A 14,889-nucleotide genomic window follows, 5' to 3' on the forward strand; every position below is an offset into this window, starting at 1 on the left:
CTCGCTCCCACAGTGAACTGCGTTAGCCCGAGAATCCCCCCAGGCATTTCGTGGCGAGGGAGCTTGCTCCCTCGCCACGGGGCTCCTGCCCTAAACAGGGCGTGTTGTTGTCTAACCCAGCTGCCGGCGCACGGCCAGTTCCACGCCGCGGATTTCCGCCAGGCCCTTGAGGCGGCCGATCAGTGAGTAGCCGGGATTGCTTTTGCGGTGCTGGTCGTCCAGCAGTTGATGCCCATGGTCGGGACGCAGCGGCAAGCGCGGGCCGCCTTCGCGTTCACGTCGGCGCTCTTCAGCCACCAAGGCGCTGATGACCCCGACCATGTCGACGTCGCCGTCCAGGTGATGGGCTTCATGGAAGCTGCGGGGGTCGGTTTCCCGGCGGGTTGAACGCAGGTGGGTGAAGTAGATGAACGGCGCAAAGTGCTTGGCCATCGCTACCAAGTCGTTGTCTTCGCGCACGCCATAGGAGCCGGTGCAGAACGTCAGGCCATTGGCCGGGCTTGGCGCCGCATCCAGCAGCCATTGGGCGTCTTCGGCGGTGGAGAGGATGCGGGGCAAGCCGAGCAGTGCCCGGGGCGGGTCGTCCGGGTGGATTGCCATGCGCACACCCACCTCCTCGGCAACCGGGATCACCGCCCGCAGAAAATACCCCAGGTGTTCGCGCAACTTGGCCTCGTCGATGTCGGCGTAGGTCCGCAGCAAGTCACGGAAGTTGTCCAGGCTGTAGTGTTCCTCGGCGCCGGGCAAGCCGGCGATCAGAGTGTTGACCAGGGTTTCGCGCCGGGCCGGCGTCAGTTGTTCGAAGTAGGCCTTGGCCTGCTGGATGTCCTCGGCGCTGTATTCAGCCTGCGCACCCGGGCGCTGGAGGATGAACAGGTCGAAGGCGGCAAACGCGGTTTGATCGAAGCGCAAGGCCCAACCGCCATCCGCCAGCTCAAAGGACAAATCGGTTCGGGTCCAGTCCAGCACCGGCATGAAGTTGTAGCAGACGATATCGATGCCGCAGCTCGCCAGGTTACGCACGCTTTGCTGGTAGTTGGCGATGTACTCGTCGCGCCGTCCGCAGCCGCGCTTGATGTCTTCGTGCACCGGAATGCTTTCCACCACCGACCAGCTCAGGCCGGCCGCTTCGATCATCTGTTTACGCGCCGCGATGGCGTCCACCGGCCACACCTGGCCATTGGGGATTTCGTGCAGCGCGGTGACGATGCCGGTCGCACCGGTCTGGCGAATGTCCGCCAGGGAAATCGGGTCTTTGGGGCCAAACCAACGCCATGTCTGTTCCATGTTCTTCTCCTTTTTATCAGTTGGATGCGGCAAGGGCGTGCAACAGGCTGTCCACGCCATCGCGCGTCAAGGCGCCGTAGGCGCGGTGCACGGCGTCGCGAAATGCCGGGCTAGCCGAGAGCAGCGGCGGGAAGACTTCGTGCAGGTCGAGAACGGCATCCACCCGCGATGCGCCCTCGAATCGTCCCGCAAGATCGGCAAAGGTGGCACTCAGCGGGTCGTCAACCACGTGCGCCGCACGACCGGGCAACGGTTGCGTGCAGTAGAGGATCCAGGCCGCGATGCCCAGCGCGGTACAGTCGATGTCGCGCCCCTGGTCGAGCAATTGCTGCGCGCCGAGCAACCAGCGTTGCGGCAGCTTCTGCGAACCGTCCATGGCAATCTGGCGCAACCGATGTTGCAGGCTGTCGTTGGCAAAGCGCGCCTGCAGATCATGGGCATACGCCGACAGATCGATGCCGGCCGGCATGTCCAGGGTCGGCGCGGCCTCCTCGGCCATGTAGCGCGCGATGAGGCGTGCCAGCCTCACGTCGCTGACGGCCTCGAAGACCGACTCATGGCCGGCCAGCAACCCTACGTAGGCCAGCAACGAATGGCTGCCATTGAGCATGCGCAGTTTCATCGTTTCAAACGGACGCACGTCGTCCACCATCTGCACGCCTTCCACTTCCCAGTCCGGGCGGCCGAGGGGAAAGTGGTCCTCGATCACCCACTGGCTGAAGCTTTCACAGACCACCGCCGCACGGTCGTGGCAGTCGAGTTGCTGCGCCAGCCGGCGGAAGGATTCGTCGTCCATGGCCGGCACGATGCGGTCGACCATGCAGCTGGGAAACGCCACCTGTTGCTCGACCCACTGCGCCAGCGCCTCATCCTGCAACGCCGCCAACGCGCTCACCGCCTGGCGGGTGCGCTGGCCGTTGTCGGGCATGTTGTCACAGCACAATACAGTGAAGGCCGGGACGCCCTCGGCACGGCGCCGGCGCAGGGCTTCCAGGACAATACCGGGGGCTGAGCGCGGCGTGTGTGGATGGGCGATGTCATGGGCAATCGTCGGATCTTCCCGGCGCAACTGCCCGGAGGAAGGGCTCAGGCAGTAACCCTTTTCGGTCACGGTGAGGGTGACAATCCGCGTTTGCGGCGCAGCCATGCGCTGCAGCAACTGTTCCAGTTCCTCGCCGCCCTCGCCCACATACAAAGCCTGGCGCAACACCCCGATCTCGCGCAGCGTCACTTGTTCGCGGTCACGGTACTCGGCCACATGGTAGCGGCCGTCCTGCTCGCGCAATTGCTCGACCAAGGTGCGATTGGAGCGCAGGTTGGCACTGCACACGCCCCACTCGCTGTCGCCATGGCGATTGAGATGGCGTTGCAGGTAGACCGCCTGGTGCGCTCGGTGAAACGCGCCCAGGCCCAGGTGCACGATACCGATCTGCGCTGCAGTGCCGGTGCAAGGTACACGTTTCACAACAGGCATCGACTCACTCCTTCTGTTCAGGAACGGCCCAGGGCCGAAGCGGGCTGCGGGCTTTGTGCCGCCGCGTTGCCGGTGTCCGCTACCGACAGCGGTTTAACGTAGCGCGCGACACACACGGCGCCGATCACGGTCAACAGCCCTGCCAGCAGGAAGGCACTGGTGAACGAACCGGTGAACTGCACCAGGAAGCCCGTCAGGGTCGGGCCGACGATGCCCGAGGTGTTCGCCAGAAAGTGCATGAAACCACTGACGCCGCCCACCCGCGCCGCCGGGACGGTGTCCTGGATGATCGCCCAGTAGATGGCGCCGGTGAGGTACAGGAAGAACACCGCCAAGGCGACGAGAATCACCGCTGGATACAGGGTCTTGACCATCCCCGCGCAAGCGATGCATACGGCACAGGCCAGCAGACAGGTCACCAGCACCACTTTGCGGGAGAACATCATCTTTCCGGTTTTCTTGAACACAAAGTCGGAGATGAAGCCGCCCAGGGCTAGACCGAGGAAACCCAATACCCAGGGAATGACCGTGGCGATGCTCATGTCCTTGACGTTCAAGCCGTGGGCCATGGTCAGGTAGCTGGGGAACCAGGTCAGGAAGAAGAACAAGGTGTAGTTATAGGAAAAGAATGCCAGGGAGGTGAACAGCACCGTCGGCTGCTTGAGGTAGAACCGCAGTGGAAATACCGGTTGTGCAGCCAGCTCGCTCTGCCCCTCGGCCCGGAGAATATCCTCGGCACCCTCGCCTTCAGGCTTCTCCTTGACGAACTTGTACCAGACCGCCGCCCAGATCAGGCCGACCAACATGATGATAATGAACGACACCTTCCAGCCGTAGGTGACGGCGATGAAGCCCACCACCGGACCGGAAATCGCCCCGCCCAGCGGCGTGCCGGACATCGACGCGCCGATCGCCCGCGCCCTGCGCTTGGGGGCGTACCAGTTGTTCACCATCTTGCTGGTGGTGACGCTCAGCGGCCCTTCGCCCATGCCGAACAGGATCCGGATGAGCACCAGCGAAGCGAAGCCCACCGTCAGCACGGTCAGACCGCTGAACAGCGACCACAAGACCATGGCCAGCAGCAATGTGGTCTTGGCGCCGTAACGGTCGGCGGCCCAACCACCGATGAAGTTGAAGGCGGCATAACCGACGAAAAAACTGCTGAAGATCATGCCCATCTCACCCGTACTCAGACCGTAGTCCTTCTGGATGAAAGGCGCCGCCACAGACAATGCCGACCGGTCGAGGTAATTGATGACCCCGGCCAGGAACAGCATGATGATGATTAAGCTACGTCCTTGACCAAACATGGTGGAGCCTCCCGCTTGTTGTGTTTATTCGGTGAGGGTGCCCATGACAGGCACGGTGAAACCGGTGATACCGACGGCTCAGGGATGGGCGTTCGTCAGCTCCACCAGCACTTTTCGGGTTTGCTCGGGGTGTTTTTCAATGAGGTCGATGGCGCCGGGCATTTCGTCGAAGGTGACGCGATGACTGATCAGGTCCTGGACCTGCAACTGGCCGCTGGCAATCAGTTCGATCACCCGGGGGAACTTGCGGTTGTTGAGCCGCGAACCTACCAGGGTCAGTTCCTTCTTGATCATTTCCAACTGCACCAGATCACTGGGCGTGGCAGTGAAGCCCAGCAATCCGATGCGCCCAGCCGGCGAGGCCAGGCGCACCATCTGCGGCATCAGCGCCGGGATGCAGGCGGCATCGACAATCAATGGCACGCCTTCGCCTTGAGTCAGCTCACGCATCACCGCTTCGACATCGACTTGCTGGCCGTTGAGGGTCCGACTGGCGCCCAGGGCCCGCGCCGTCTCCAGGCGGCTGTCGATGACATCGGTGACGGTGATGTCAGTCATCCCCAAAGCCTTGGCCATCTGCACCAGGGTCAGGCCGATCACCCCGGCGCCGTAGATCAACACGCTGTCGCCCGGTTGCGGCTGCATGCGATCGAGCACGTTCAGGGCAATGGAATAAGGCTCGACCAGGGCGCCGTGGCTGAGGGACATCGAATCGGGCAAGCGGTGCGCATTCTCGGCCGGTACGCAAACCTGCTCGCTGAAACCACCGTCGCGATGCACGCCGATCACTTGCAGCCGCGTGCAGACGTTGGGCCGGCCAATGCGGCAGGGATAACAAGTGCCGCAACTGATCACCGGATCGACGCACACCCGGTCGCCCACCTGCAGGTGCGTGACACCTTCACCGACTTGCCGGATCACCCCGGAAAACTCATGGCCGGTGACCCGGGGGAAACGCACGAATGCGTTCTGCCCGTGAATGATGTGCATATCCGAGCCACAGATGCCGGCGTACGCCACATCGACCTGGACCTCGCCGGGGGCGACTTCGGGCCGGTCGACCTGGGCCAGACCGAATTCAAAGGGTGCTCTTACCTGAAACGCTTTCATCGGGTCACTCCTGACGGGACGTTCGCCCCGTTTCCTCAAATAGTTGGAACCGCTTCACCAATGCCACAGCGTGCCGTCTTCAAGACGGTTGACCGGCAGGCTGGCGCGTTTGTAGGGGTATTGACGGGCAAGGTCTTCATTGATGTCGACGCCATGCCCCGGTGTTTCGCCCGGGGTGAAGTGGCCGTCCTCGAAGCGATAGGCATGGGGAAAGACTTCATCGATGCGGTCTTCGTGCGGCATGTGTTCCTGGATGCCGAAGTTGGGCACCCACGTATCGAAATGCAGGGCCGCGCCCATGCACACCGGTGACAGGTCGGTGGCGCCGTGAAAACCGGTGCGCACCTGGAACAGCGCGGCGAAATCGGCAATGCGTCGCACATGGGTGATGCCGCCGGCATGCACCAGCGTCGTGCGGATGTAGTCGATCAACTGCTCCTGGATCAACTCGCGGCAGTCATGGATGGAATTGAACACCTCGCCCACCGCCAGGGGCGTGGTGGTGTGTTGGCGGATCAGGCGAAAACTCTGCTGGTTTTCCGCTGGCGTGCAGTCTTCCAGCCAGAACAGGTTGTACGGTTCCACGGCCTTGCCCAGGCGCCCAGCTTCGATGGGCGTCAGGCGATGGTGTACATCGTGGAGGATATGCAGGTCATCACCAAAGCGCTCGCGCACGGCGGCGAACAGCTTGGGCACGTAGTTGAGGTACTTGGCGGTGTCCCAGACGTGTTCAGCGGGCAGGTCGCTGTCGGCCGGTTCATAACGCTCACCGCTGCGCTTGGCGACGCCATAGGTGGTGGCAATGCCGGGCACGCCACATTGCACACGCACGGCTTTGTAGCCCAGCTCGACGTGACGGGCGACTTCGTCCAGGCAGCCTTCGATGTCCTTGCCGGTGGCATGCCCGTAGACCATCACCCGCTCGCGACTCTTGCCGCCGAGCAACTGGTACAACGGCATGTTCGCGGCCTTGGCCTTGATGTCCCACAGCGCCACGTCGACGGCAGCGATGGCGGTCATGGTCACCGGTCCCCGGCGCCAGTATGCACCGCGATACAGGTACTGCCAGATGTCCTCGATGCGGTGGGCGTCGCGGCCAATCAGCGCGGGCAGGACGTGTTCTTCCAGGTAAGCGACCACCGCCAGTTCGCGGCCATTCAAGGTGGCATCGCCGATGCCGTAGAGGCCTTCATCGGTGACGATTTTCAAGGTGACCAGGTTGCGGCCCGGGCAGGTGACGATGACGCGCGCTTCAACGATTTTCATAAAGTCAGACCTGTGCAACAGAAGGAAGTGAGGACGTGCCCATGTTCGGCATGGCCGCCTGGGGAATCAGCGCGCCCCGGTATTGGACGACCTGGGCCGCCAGGCGATGGCCCCAGCGGGCGGCCTGCTCCGGATCGCCGCCGCGCAGGCGACAGGCCAGGTAGGCGGCGCTGAACGAATCACCGGCAGCGGTGGTGTCGACGACATGGGAAACGGTTCGCGCGGGCACCTCGAAACGCCCTGTCGGGCACTGGATCAAGCAGCTGGCGGCGCCACGTTTGAGGGCAACTTCGCGCACGCCCATCTGGGCGTAGGTACTGAACAAGGCGTCAGGGTCGTGATAGCCGAACAGGGTCGCGTCATCTTCCCAGGTGACCAGGGCCACGTCGGTCAGGCGCAACAGGTCGCAGTAGGCCTGCCGGGCCGTTTCGGGATCAGGCCAAAGATGAGGGCGGTAATTGTTGTCGAAGACGATGCGCGTGCCTGCCCGACGAGCCCTATGCAGGGCTTGGATCAAGCGTTGGCGCCCTTCTGGTGTGAGGATCGCCAGGCTGATGCCGCTCAGGTAGACGTAGTCGTAATCGGCCAGCGCATCGAGCATGGCGTCGGCCTCGGGGCCCTCGAACATGCGCCGCGCCGCCGCTTCCCCGCGCCAGTAGAGGAAACGTCGCTCGCCGTGTGGATCGGTCTGGATGAAATACAGCCCCGGCAGCGCGTCTTCGATCACGCGGACATGGGCATCACCAATCCCCTCGTCCAGCCAGGACCGGCGCATGGCGACGCTGAACGCATCGCTGCCCACGGCCGTCATGTAGTCCACGGTCACCGCGCTGCGGGGATTCAATCGGGCCAGGTAGACCGCGGTGTTGAGCGTATCGCCACCGAATGTCTGCGTGATCGCAGCACCCGGCTCACCGCGCATCTCGATCATGCATTCCCCCACCAACGCCACTTTCAACGGACGGGCGAAGCGGGTCTGCGGGCCATGGTCAAGCGTCAAATCCATAATCAACGCGCCTTTCTTGTTTTTAAAACGGCGTTTCATTTTTATCTCAAGGCCCGAGTCTAGTCAGATTCCCGGCCTCGTCAAGTAAAAATGAAACAGCGTTTTGTTCTGCTTGCGTATATCCTTGGGTTTTACTTTCACGTTGGAGCCTTCATGGACAACAGCGTCATTCCCAACAACGATCTGGTGTCGGCGGTGGGCCGGACCATGGCCGTGCTCGAGGCACTGGCCGAGCATCCGGAAGAAAGCGGCGTGTCGGAAATCGCCACCAAACTGGACATGTCCAAGGCCACGGTTTATCGCTTCCTGCAGTCGCTCAAGGCCCGTGGGTATGTGGTGCAGGACGCCGAGGATCGCTATCGCCTCAGCGTCCGGCTGTTCGAACTGGGCGCCCAGGCCCTGCCCCACCTGGACATCGTCCGGGAAGCGGAGCCGGGCATGCGGCGGATCAACGAGCTGACCGGCGAGACTGTCCACCTGGGGATTCTCGACGAAGGCAGCATCGTCTACGTGCACAAGATCGACTCCAAATACAACCTGCGCATGTACTCGCGGATCGGCCGACGGGCGCCGTTGTACTGCACCGGCATCGGCAAGGTGCTGATGGCCTGGCTTGAAGAAGACGAGTTACTGACCCACCTGGAGCAGGAGAGCTTCGAGCGCCGCACGGCCAATACCCTGACCAGCGTCGAGGCGTATCTGCAGGAACTGGAGATTGTTCGCCAGCAGGGTTATGCCGAGGACCATGAAGAGTTCGAAGACAACATGCGTTGCCTGGCGGCACCGATCCGCGACCGTTTCGGCCATGTGATCGGCGGGATGAGCGTTTCATTCCCGTGCTTTCGCTTCCGGGAAGAGCTGAAGCAGGACTACGTCAAGCAACTGATGCAAGCTACTCAACAGATTTCAAGCCAGTTGGGCTGGCATGCGCGGGGGTAAGCACAAAGTCCCATGTGGGAGCGAGCTTGCTCGCGATGGCGTCAGCACATCCAACATCACTGCAAACTGATCCACCGCTTTCGCGAGCAAGCCCGCTCCCACAGTTGGATCGGGGTACGGCAGGAGAGACAGGTCGGCTGTCAGGCCGCCTCGCTTTTGCTTTTGATCTGGAGGCCCCGTTAACCACGATGGCCGAACGCAGGCATTGTGGAGTGGGCATCCCGGCATGGATGCCGGGATAGCCGCGCTGGGCCATGGATGGCCCTTCGCGGCGGGCCCACGGAGCAATGCCTTCGTTCGGGCATGCCGAGCCTAGGCGAGGCACCGAGTGGTGGGGCAAGCCTTTTTTGCTTACTTTTTTTGGCGTCTGAAAAAAAGTGAGCCGCCGTAAGGGCGGAACCCTAAGTAGCGGTTACCGCAGCAACGGATATGTACCCAGTCAACAAAATCCATGTCGACTGACACCCCGCCATCTTCAGGTTTCAACGGGCTGGCATCAGAACCAGGTTTCCATCTGGAGGCCGTACTGCCAGGTGCCGCCGGCGTTGAAGTCGGTCTTGCCGAAGGAGTCCGTGCTGCTGTACCTGTCCAGGTCCGACGACCAGTTCATGACGCTGGCGAACAGACGCAGCTCAGGACGCGTGAGCAGATCGCCCAAGTCGGGCTTGAAGGTCGGGGCGACCGTAAACTTCCAGAAGTTACCGTCGACCGCATTGCGTTGCAGGTAACCCTTGGGATCGAGCTGCATGGTTTGCCAGCTCATCTCGTAGGCCATCTCGAAATTGCTGTTGATTTCGTTGGCCAACCGCACGTTCAGGGTCATCCAACGGTAGTCGTCGCCCTTGACGTAGCGATCCTTGCTTTGCTCGGCCAGCAAGCTCGGGCCGATGCGCCAGTTGGGCGCCAGAGGCGTTTCGCCGTACAACGCCACACGCAACGCACGGGCATCGTCGATCAATTCGCCATCGGCGCCGACGTTCTTGACCTCAGCCCCCAACCCCTGGCCATAGAGCAGCGCCGTCTTGAAGAAGCCTTCGCGACCGAAAAAGTTTTTCTGGTGATTGGCGACCATGCTGTGCAAACCGGAATCGGCCGGCGCCAGTCTCGCTTCATTGGTGCGAGTGCCAAAGTCGTTTTTCTTCGAGCCTATGGCGTTGAACATCCACTGCCATTGCCCACCGTCGAAAAACTGGTTGGACGTCAGGATGTAGCTTTCCACATCGGCATTGACACCGCCCTCGCTGAAATCCCCGTAGTTGCGACCGATCAACGAATAGTTCGAGCGCCAGTCCTTGGTCATCTGCACGTCGTAGATGCCACCCCCGGTGCCGGCCAGATAGACCACGTCAGAGTCCAACCAGTGGATGTCGAAATTGTCCCTGTCGAAGCGCTTGCCAGCCCACAGGGTGGAATTTTCGAACATCGCGTTGCCCTTGAATGCCGCCAGGTGATCGAGCTCGGTGAACACCTGGCGCACGTTCAGGTTGCTTTCCTCGGCGGTCCAATCGTTGGAGCTCTCCACGCCATCGGCGATGGACACCGTGAATTTGGAGCGGGTGCCGTTCTGCGCGTACAGCTCTTTCGACAGGTCGATGCGCATGTAGGTGTCGTCCTCGTTACCGAGTCGCCCGACAGCGCCACCGACGGAACCGGCCGGGGTGGTGTACGGACCGCCGCGCCCACCGCCCAGCCCATCGTTGATCAGCAAGCCGGAGCGGGCGTAGCCCTTGAAGCTGAAACCGTCGGTAAGGTGCGCACCACTGCCCTGCTTTTCCGTGCTTTGCTGGCGGGCTTCGAGTTTTGCCAGACGAGCATCGAGTGTGGGTGTCGCAACGGCGGACACTGTCGGTTGCGGGGCGGGCGTGGCGAGTTTGAGTTGCTGCAGTTCCCTGGCGAGTGCCTGGGTTTGTTGTTCGGCGGCGGCTGCACGTTTTTCCGCTGCGCTGGCACGGGCCTCGAAGGCGGCCATGCGCTCTTCCAGCGTCGCGGCCTGAGAAGTGGTCGCCGAGACGCCGAGCACGCTTGCGAATAGCCAGCTTGATGCTTTCTGCATGTGAATTTCCCTGTTTTGTTTTTATTGTTCTGCTGCCGCGACCGGCCTTTTTCGCCCTGGTTCTGAATTGTCAAACCAGAGGAAAAAAAGGATGCCTCATCGCAAATACACTGCTACATTTGGCGATGTTAACGTTAACTTTTCTAAAAACAAAAATAAAGAGGGCTTTATGAAACAGCTCAAATCGCTCCTTCCAGCGGCGCTGCTCGGCCTTTGCGTCGGGTTTCCAGCCCTGTCGACGGCCGCCAACCTGACGATTTCCTGCGGTGCCGTGGGTGCCGAATTGCAACTGTGCAAAGAGGCCGTCGAAGCGTGGTCGAAGCAGACCGGCAATAGCGTCGAAGTGGTTTCCACGCCGAACTCCGCGACCGAACGGTTATCGTTCTACCAACAGATCCTCAGTGCCCAATCCAGCGACATCGACATCATCCAGATCGACATGGTGTGGCCGGGCATGCTGGCCAAGCATTTGATGGACCTGCGCGAGGTACTTCCTGCCGATGCCACCCAGGGTTACTTCCAGGCCCAGGTGGATAACGCCACGGTGAACGGACGCCTGGTGACCATGCCGTGGTTCACCGACTCGGGCCTGTTGTACTACCGCAAGGACTTGCTCGAGAAATACAACAAGCCCGTGCCCCAGACCTGGGAAGAAATGACGACCACCGCCAAGGCTGTCCAGCAAGCCGAGCGCGATGCCGGGAACGCCAATGCCTGGGGTTATGTATTCCAGGGCCGCGCCTATGAAGGCCTGACGTGCAATGCCTTGGAGTGGATCAGCAGCCAACCGCAAGGTGGGCTGGTCAACGCGCAAGGCGATATCGTCGTCAACAGCCAGGCCTCAAGGGCGGCGTTGACCCTGGCCAAAAGCTGGGTCGGAGACATCGCCCCCCGTGGCGTGCTCAATTACACCGAGGAAGAAGGACGTGGCGTCTTCCAGTCCGGCAACGCGCTGTTCATGCGTAACTGGCCGTATGTCTGGGCCCTGGTGCAAAGCCAGGACAGCGCCGTCAAAGACAAGGTCGGCGTCGCGCCCCTGCCCCGCGGCGGCGCGACCGGCACCCACGCGTCGACCCTCGGCGGCTGGGGCCTGGCGGTGTCGCGCTACAGCGCCAACCCCAAGCTCGCCGCAGAACTGGTGAGCTACCTGAGCAGCGCCCAACAGCAGAAACACCGCGCCCTGGTTGGCGCCTACAACCCGGTGATCGAGTCGCTCTACCAGGATCCCGAACTGCTCGCAGCCATGCCTTACTACAGCCAACTGCACAGCATTCTCAACGATGGGGTCATGCGCCCCGCCTCGATCACCGCCGATCGCTATCCACGGGTCTCCAATGCCTTCTTCGATCAAGTGCACGGCGTGCTGGCGGGCGAGCGGCCAGTGGATCAGGCCCTGGCCGAGCTGGAAAGCGAACTGACGCGGATCAAACGCCGGAACTGGTAAGCCACACGGAAGGAAATCACCATGTCTGTCTCCACCACACTCGTCCCCGACGACGAGTACCTGCTCACCCGGGAAACGCCGGTACAACGCCGTCGTGTTCGCGCCGCCTGGCTGTTCCTGACCCCGATGCTGCTGTGCCTGGCGCTGGTGGCGGCCTGGCCGCTGTTGCGCACCTTCTGGTTCAGCCTGACCGACGCCAGCCTGGCCGACACCGGCGATGCGACCTTTGTCGGTTTGAGCAATTATCTGTTTCACAGCAGTGCCGGTTGGTCAGGCCTGCTCGTCGATCCACAGTGGTGGAATGCGGTGCGCAACACCTTGCATTTCACCGTGGTGTCGGTGGGGCTGGAAATCGTCCTGGGGCTGCTGGTGGCGTTGCTGCTCAACGTCCAGTTCAGCGGACGCGCCCTGGTGCGAGCGTTGATCCTGATTCCCTGGGCGATCCCGACCATCGTCTCGGCGAAAATCTGGTCATGGATGCTCAACGACCAGTTCGGCATCATCAATCACCTGATGCTCGGCCTCGGCCTGATCGACGCGCCCCTGGCCTGGACCGCCGACGCGGACCTGTCGATGTGGGCGGTGATCATCGTCGACGTCTGGAAGACCGTGCCTTTCGTCACCCTGCTGATGCTGGCGGCCTTGCAGATGCTGCCCAGCGATTGCTACGAAGCCGCCAGGGTCGATGGCATTCACCCGGTGAAAGTGTTCTGGCGGGTCACCCTGCCGCTGCTGATGCCGGCCTTGTTGGTGGCGGCGATCTTCCGGATCCTCGATTCCCTGCGGGTGTTCGACGTCATCTACGTGCTGACCTCGAACTCGTCGAGCACCATGAGCATGTCGGTCTATGCCCGCCAGCACCTGGTGGAATTCCAGGACGTCGGTTACGGCAGCGCCGCCTCGACCTTGCTGTTCCTGGTCGTTGCGGTGATCGCCATGGTTTATCTGTACCTCGGACGTCGTCAGCTGGAGGTCCGCTCATGAGCCCGCGCCTGCTGAAAAAAGCCCTGTTGCGCCTCGGGTTCTGGTGCCTGATCGGGATCTTGCTGGTGTATGCAGTCTTCCCGTTCTACTACGCCATCGTGACGTCGCTCAAACCGTCCAGCGCCTTGTTCCAGGTGAGCTACTGGATCGATAAACCGGACTTCTCCAACTATGCCGCCGTGCTCAACCAAGCCTCGTTCCTGCGGGCCATCGGCAACTCGCTGGTGGTGGCGCTGTGCGTGGTCACGCTGGCGCTGTTCCTCAGCCTGACCGCCGCGTATGCCTTGGGCCGGGTGAAGTTCCGCGGACGCGGCCCGGTGTTGATGATGGTCCTCGGTGTCTCGATGTTTCCCCAAGTCGCGGTGCTGTCGGGATTGTTCGAGGTGATCCGTGCCCTGGGCCTGTACAACACCTCCTGGGCGTTGATCCTGAGCTACACGATTTTCACCCTGCCCTTCACCGTCTGGGTGCTGACCACCTTCATGGGGCAGTTGCCTCATGAGCTGGAAGAGGCCGCCATCATGGACGGTGCGTCACCCTGGGTCACGCTGACCCGCGTGCTGTTGCCGCTGCTCTGGCCGGCACTGGTCACCACTGGCCTTCTGGCCTTCATCGCCGCGTGGAACGAGTTCCTCTTCGCCCTGACCTTCACCCTGACCGACTCGCAACGCACGGTCCCGGTCGCCATCGCGCTGATTTCCGGTGGCAGCCCCCATGAGTTGCCTTGGGGCCTGTTGATGGCGGCGTCGGTGCTGGTCACGGTGCCATTGGTGATTCTGGTGCTGATCTTCCAGCGCCGCATCGTTTCCGGCCTCACTGCCGGTGCGTTAAAGGGTTGAGGCCCAACACAGACAAGAAAGGAACAGCATCGTGATCAAGTTGAAGCTGGACAACGTGAACAAACAATTGGGCGGCGCACGCATTCTTCGTGACGTCAGCCTGGAAATCTCGGCCGGCGAATTCGTGGTCTTCGTCGGCCCTTCGGGCTGCGGAAAGTCGACCCTGCTGCGGCTGATTGCCGGGCTGGATTCGATTTGTGGCGGCGACCTGCTGATCGACGGACGTCGGGTCAACGACCTGGAGCCGCGCGAGCGTGGTGTCGGCATGGTGTTCCAGTCCTATGCGCTGTACCCGCACATGAGCGTCTACGACAACATCAGCTTTGGCCTCAAGCTGGCCAAGACCGAAAAAGCCAGCCTGCGCGAACGGGTGCTGAAAACCGCGCAGATCCTGCAATTGGACAAACTGCTGCAACGCAAGCCACGGGAACTGTCGGGCGGCCAGCGCCAGCGCGTGGCCATGGGCCGGGCCATGGCGCGGGAGCCGGACATCCTGTTGTTCGACGAGCCACTGTCCAACCTCGACGCCTCCTTGCGCGTGCAGATGCGCAACGAAATCGCCCGGCTGCACGGGCGACTGGGCTCGACCATGATCTACGTGACCCACGATCAGGTCGAAGCGATGACCCTGGCCGACAAGATTGTCGTGCTCAATGGCGGTCGCATCGAGCAGGTCGGCTCGCCGCGGGAACTCTATGAGCGTCCGGCCAGCCGTTTTGTCGCCGGTTTCCTGGGCTCACCGAGGATGAATTTCATCGCTGCATTCCTGCATACGCCAGGCGAAACCAGCCAGGTTGAGAGCCTGGTGTTGGGCATGACATCCCTACCCTTCGACAGCTCGGGTCTGGCAGAGAATGCGCAACTGAGCCTGGGGATTCGTCCGGAACATGTCGCCCTCAAGCCGGCACAGGGAACGGCCGGCCTCGTGGTGAGCGGGGTCGAATACCTCGGGAGTGAGACCTATGTGCACCTCGATACCGGCCAGGACGACCCCATGGTCTGTCGTTGCGAGGTCAACGCCGGATGGCGGGTGGGCGATCGGGTCGAACTGCAACTGGATATCGACAACCTGCACCTGTTCGACGCGCACGGCACGGCGTTGAAGCGCCACGCCATCGACAGCCTGCCCGATGACATCGCCCCGCGCCCGGCACATGCGGGCGCCCTATGACTGTGT

The 14,889-nt window shown here is 62.1% G+C and carries 12 protein-coding genes; 5 read left to right on the forward strand and 7 right to left on the reverse strand.

What is annotated here, in order from left to right; all coding sequences use genetic code 11:
• Window positions 1-111: 111 nt before the first annotated feature.
• The 6 genes from uxuA to AB4N80_RS21750 form a co-directional block, all read right to left on the reverse strand.
• Complete coding sequence (uxuA, locus tag AB4N80_RS21725; RefSeq protein WP_122566365.1) at window positions 112-1,287, reverse strand: mannonate dehydratase; 1,176 nt, start codon at window positions 1,285-1,287, stop codon at window positions 112-114.
• A 16-nt stretch (window positions 1,288-1,303) separates the two neighbouring features.
• Window positions 1,304-2,761 carry a mannitol dehydrogenase family protein gene (locus AB4N80_RS21730; protein ID WP_122566364.1) on the reverse strand — a complete coding sequence of 486 codons (1,458 nt, stop codon included), beginning with the start codon at window positions 2,759-2,761 and terminating at the stop codon, window positions 1,304-1,306.
• Between the two features lie 17 nt (window positions 2,762-2,778).
• On the reverse strand, window positions 2,779-4,071 hold the full coding sequence (locus AB4N80_RS21735) for an MFS transporter (RefSeq protein WP_122566363.1): 1,293 nt from the start codon (window positions 4,069-4,071) through the stop codon (window positions 2,779-2,781).
• A gap of 78 nt (window positions 4,072-4,149) precedes the next feature.
• On the reverse strand, window positions 4,150-5,181 hold the full coding sequence (locus tag AB4N80_RS21740; protein WP_122566362.1) for a Zn-dependent oxidoreductase: 1,032 nt from the start codon (window positions 5,179-5,181) through the stop codon (window positions 4,150-4,152).
• A 54-nt stretch (window positions 5,182-5,235) separates the two neighbouring features.
• Window positions 5,236-6,447, reverse strand: a complete 1,212-nt coding sequence (gene manD / locus AB4N80_RS21745; protein ID WP_122566361.1) for a D-mannonate dehydratase ManD — start codon at window positions 6,445-6,447, stop codon at window positions 5,236-5,238.
• 4 nt (window positions 6,448-6,451) lie between these two features.
• Window positions 6,452-7,453, reverse strand: a complete 1,002-nt coding sequence (locus AB4N80_RS21750) for a sugar kinase (RefSeq protein ID WP_460078753.1) — start codon at window positions 7,451-7,453, stop codon at window positions 6,452-6,454.
• Window positions 7,454-7,606: 153 nt separating this feature from the next.
• Here AB4N80_RS21750 and kdgR point away from each other — a divergent pair, with 153 nt between their 5' ends.
• Entirely contained in the window at window positions 7,607-8,392 is a 786-nt protein-coding gene (kdgR, locus tag AB4N80_RS21755) for a DNA-binding transcriptional regulator KdgR (protein WP_122566360.1), read from the forward strand.
• Window positions 8,393-8,888: 496 nt separating this feature from the next.
• On the opposite strand, the gene AB4N80_RS21760 is transcribed toward kdgR, so the two are convergent.
• Window positions 8,889-10,445, reverse strand: coding sequence for a carbohydrate porin (locus AB4N80_RS21760; RefSeq protein WP_122566358.1), 1,557 nt, complete (start codon window positions 10,443-10,445; stop codon window positions 8,889-8,891).
• A 169-nt stretch (window positions 10,446-10,614) separates the two neighbouring features.
• On the opposite strand from AB4N80_RS21760, the gene AB4N80_RS21765 reads away from it, so the two are divergent.
• The 4 genes from AB4N80_RS21765 to AB4N80_RS21780 are packed head-to-tail and all read left to right on the forward strand — an operon-like array spanning window position 10,615 to window position 14,883.
• Window positions 10,615-11,889 (forward strand): ABC transporter substrate-binding protein, encoded by a 1,275-nt coding sequence (locus AB4N80_RS21765; protein ID WP_122566357.1) that lies wholly within the window; start codon window positions 10,615-10,617, stop codon window positions 11,887-11,889.
• 21 nt (window positions 11,890-11,910) lie between these two features.
• Window positions 11,911-12,873: a carbohydrate ABC transporter permease gene (locus AB4N80_RS21770; protein WP_305470657.1), complete on the forward strand. Its 963-nt coding sequence runs from the start codon at window positions 11,911-11,913 to the stop codon at window positions 12,871-12,873.
• Window positions 12,870-13,712 (forward strand): carbohydrate ABC transporter permease, encoded by an 843-nt coding sequence (locus tag AB4N80_RS21775; RefSeq protein ID WP_305470656.1) that lies wholly within the window; start codon window positions 12,870-12,872, stop codon window positions 13,710-13,712. Before AB4N80_RS21770 ends, AB4N80_RS21775 begins: the two co-directional genes overlap by 4 nt.
• A gap of 31 nt (window positions 13,713-13,743) precedes the next feature.
• Complete coding sequence (locus AB4N80_RS21780) at window positions 13,744-14,883, forward strand: ABC transporter ATP-binding protein (protein WP_354336606.1); 1,140 nt, start codon at window positions 13,744-13,746, stop codon at window positions 14,881-14,883.
• Window positions 14,884-14,889 lie beyond the last annotated feature (6 nt).

The organism is Pseudomonas sp. H3_A02 (assembly GCF_054671965.1).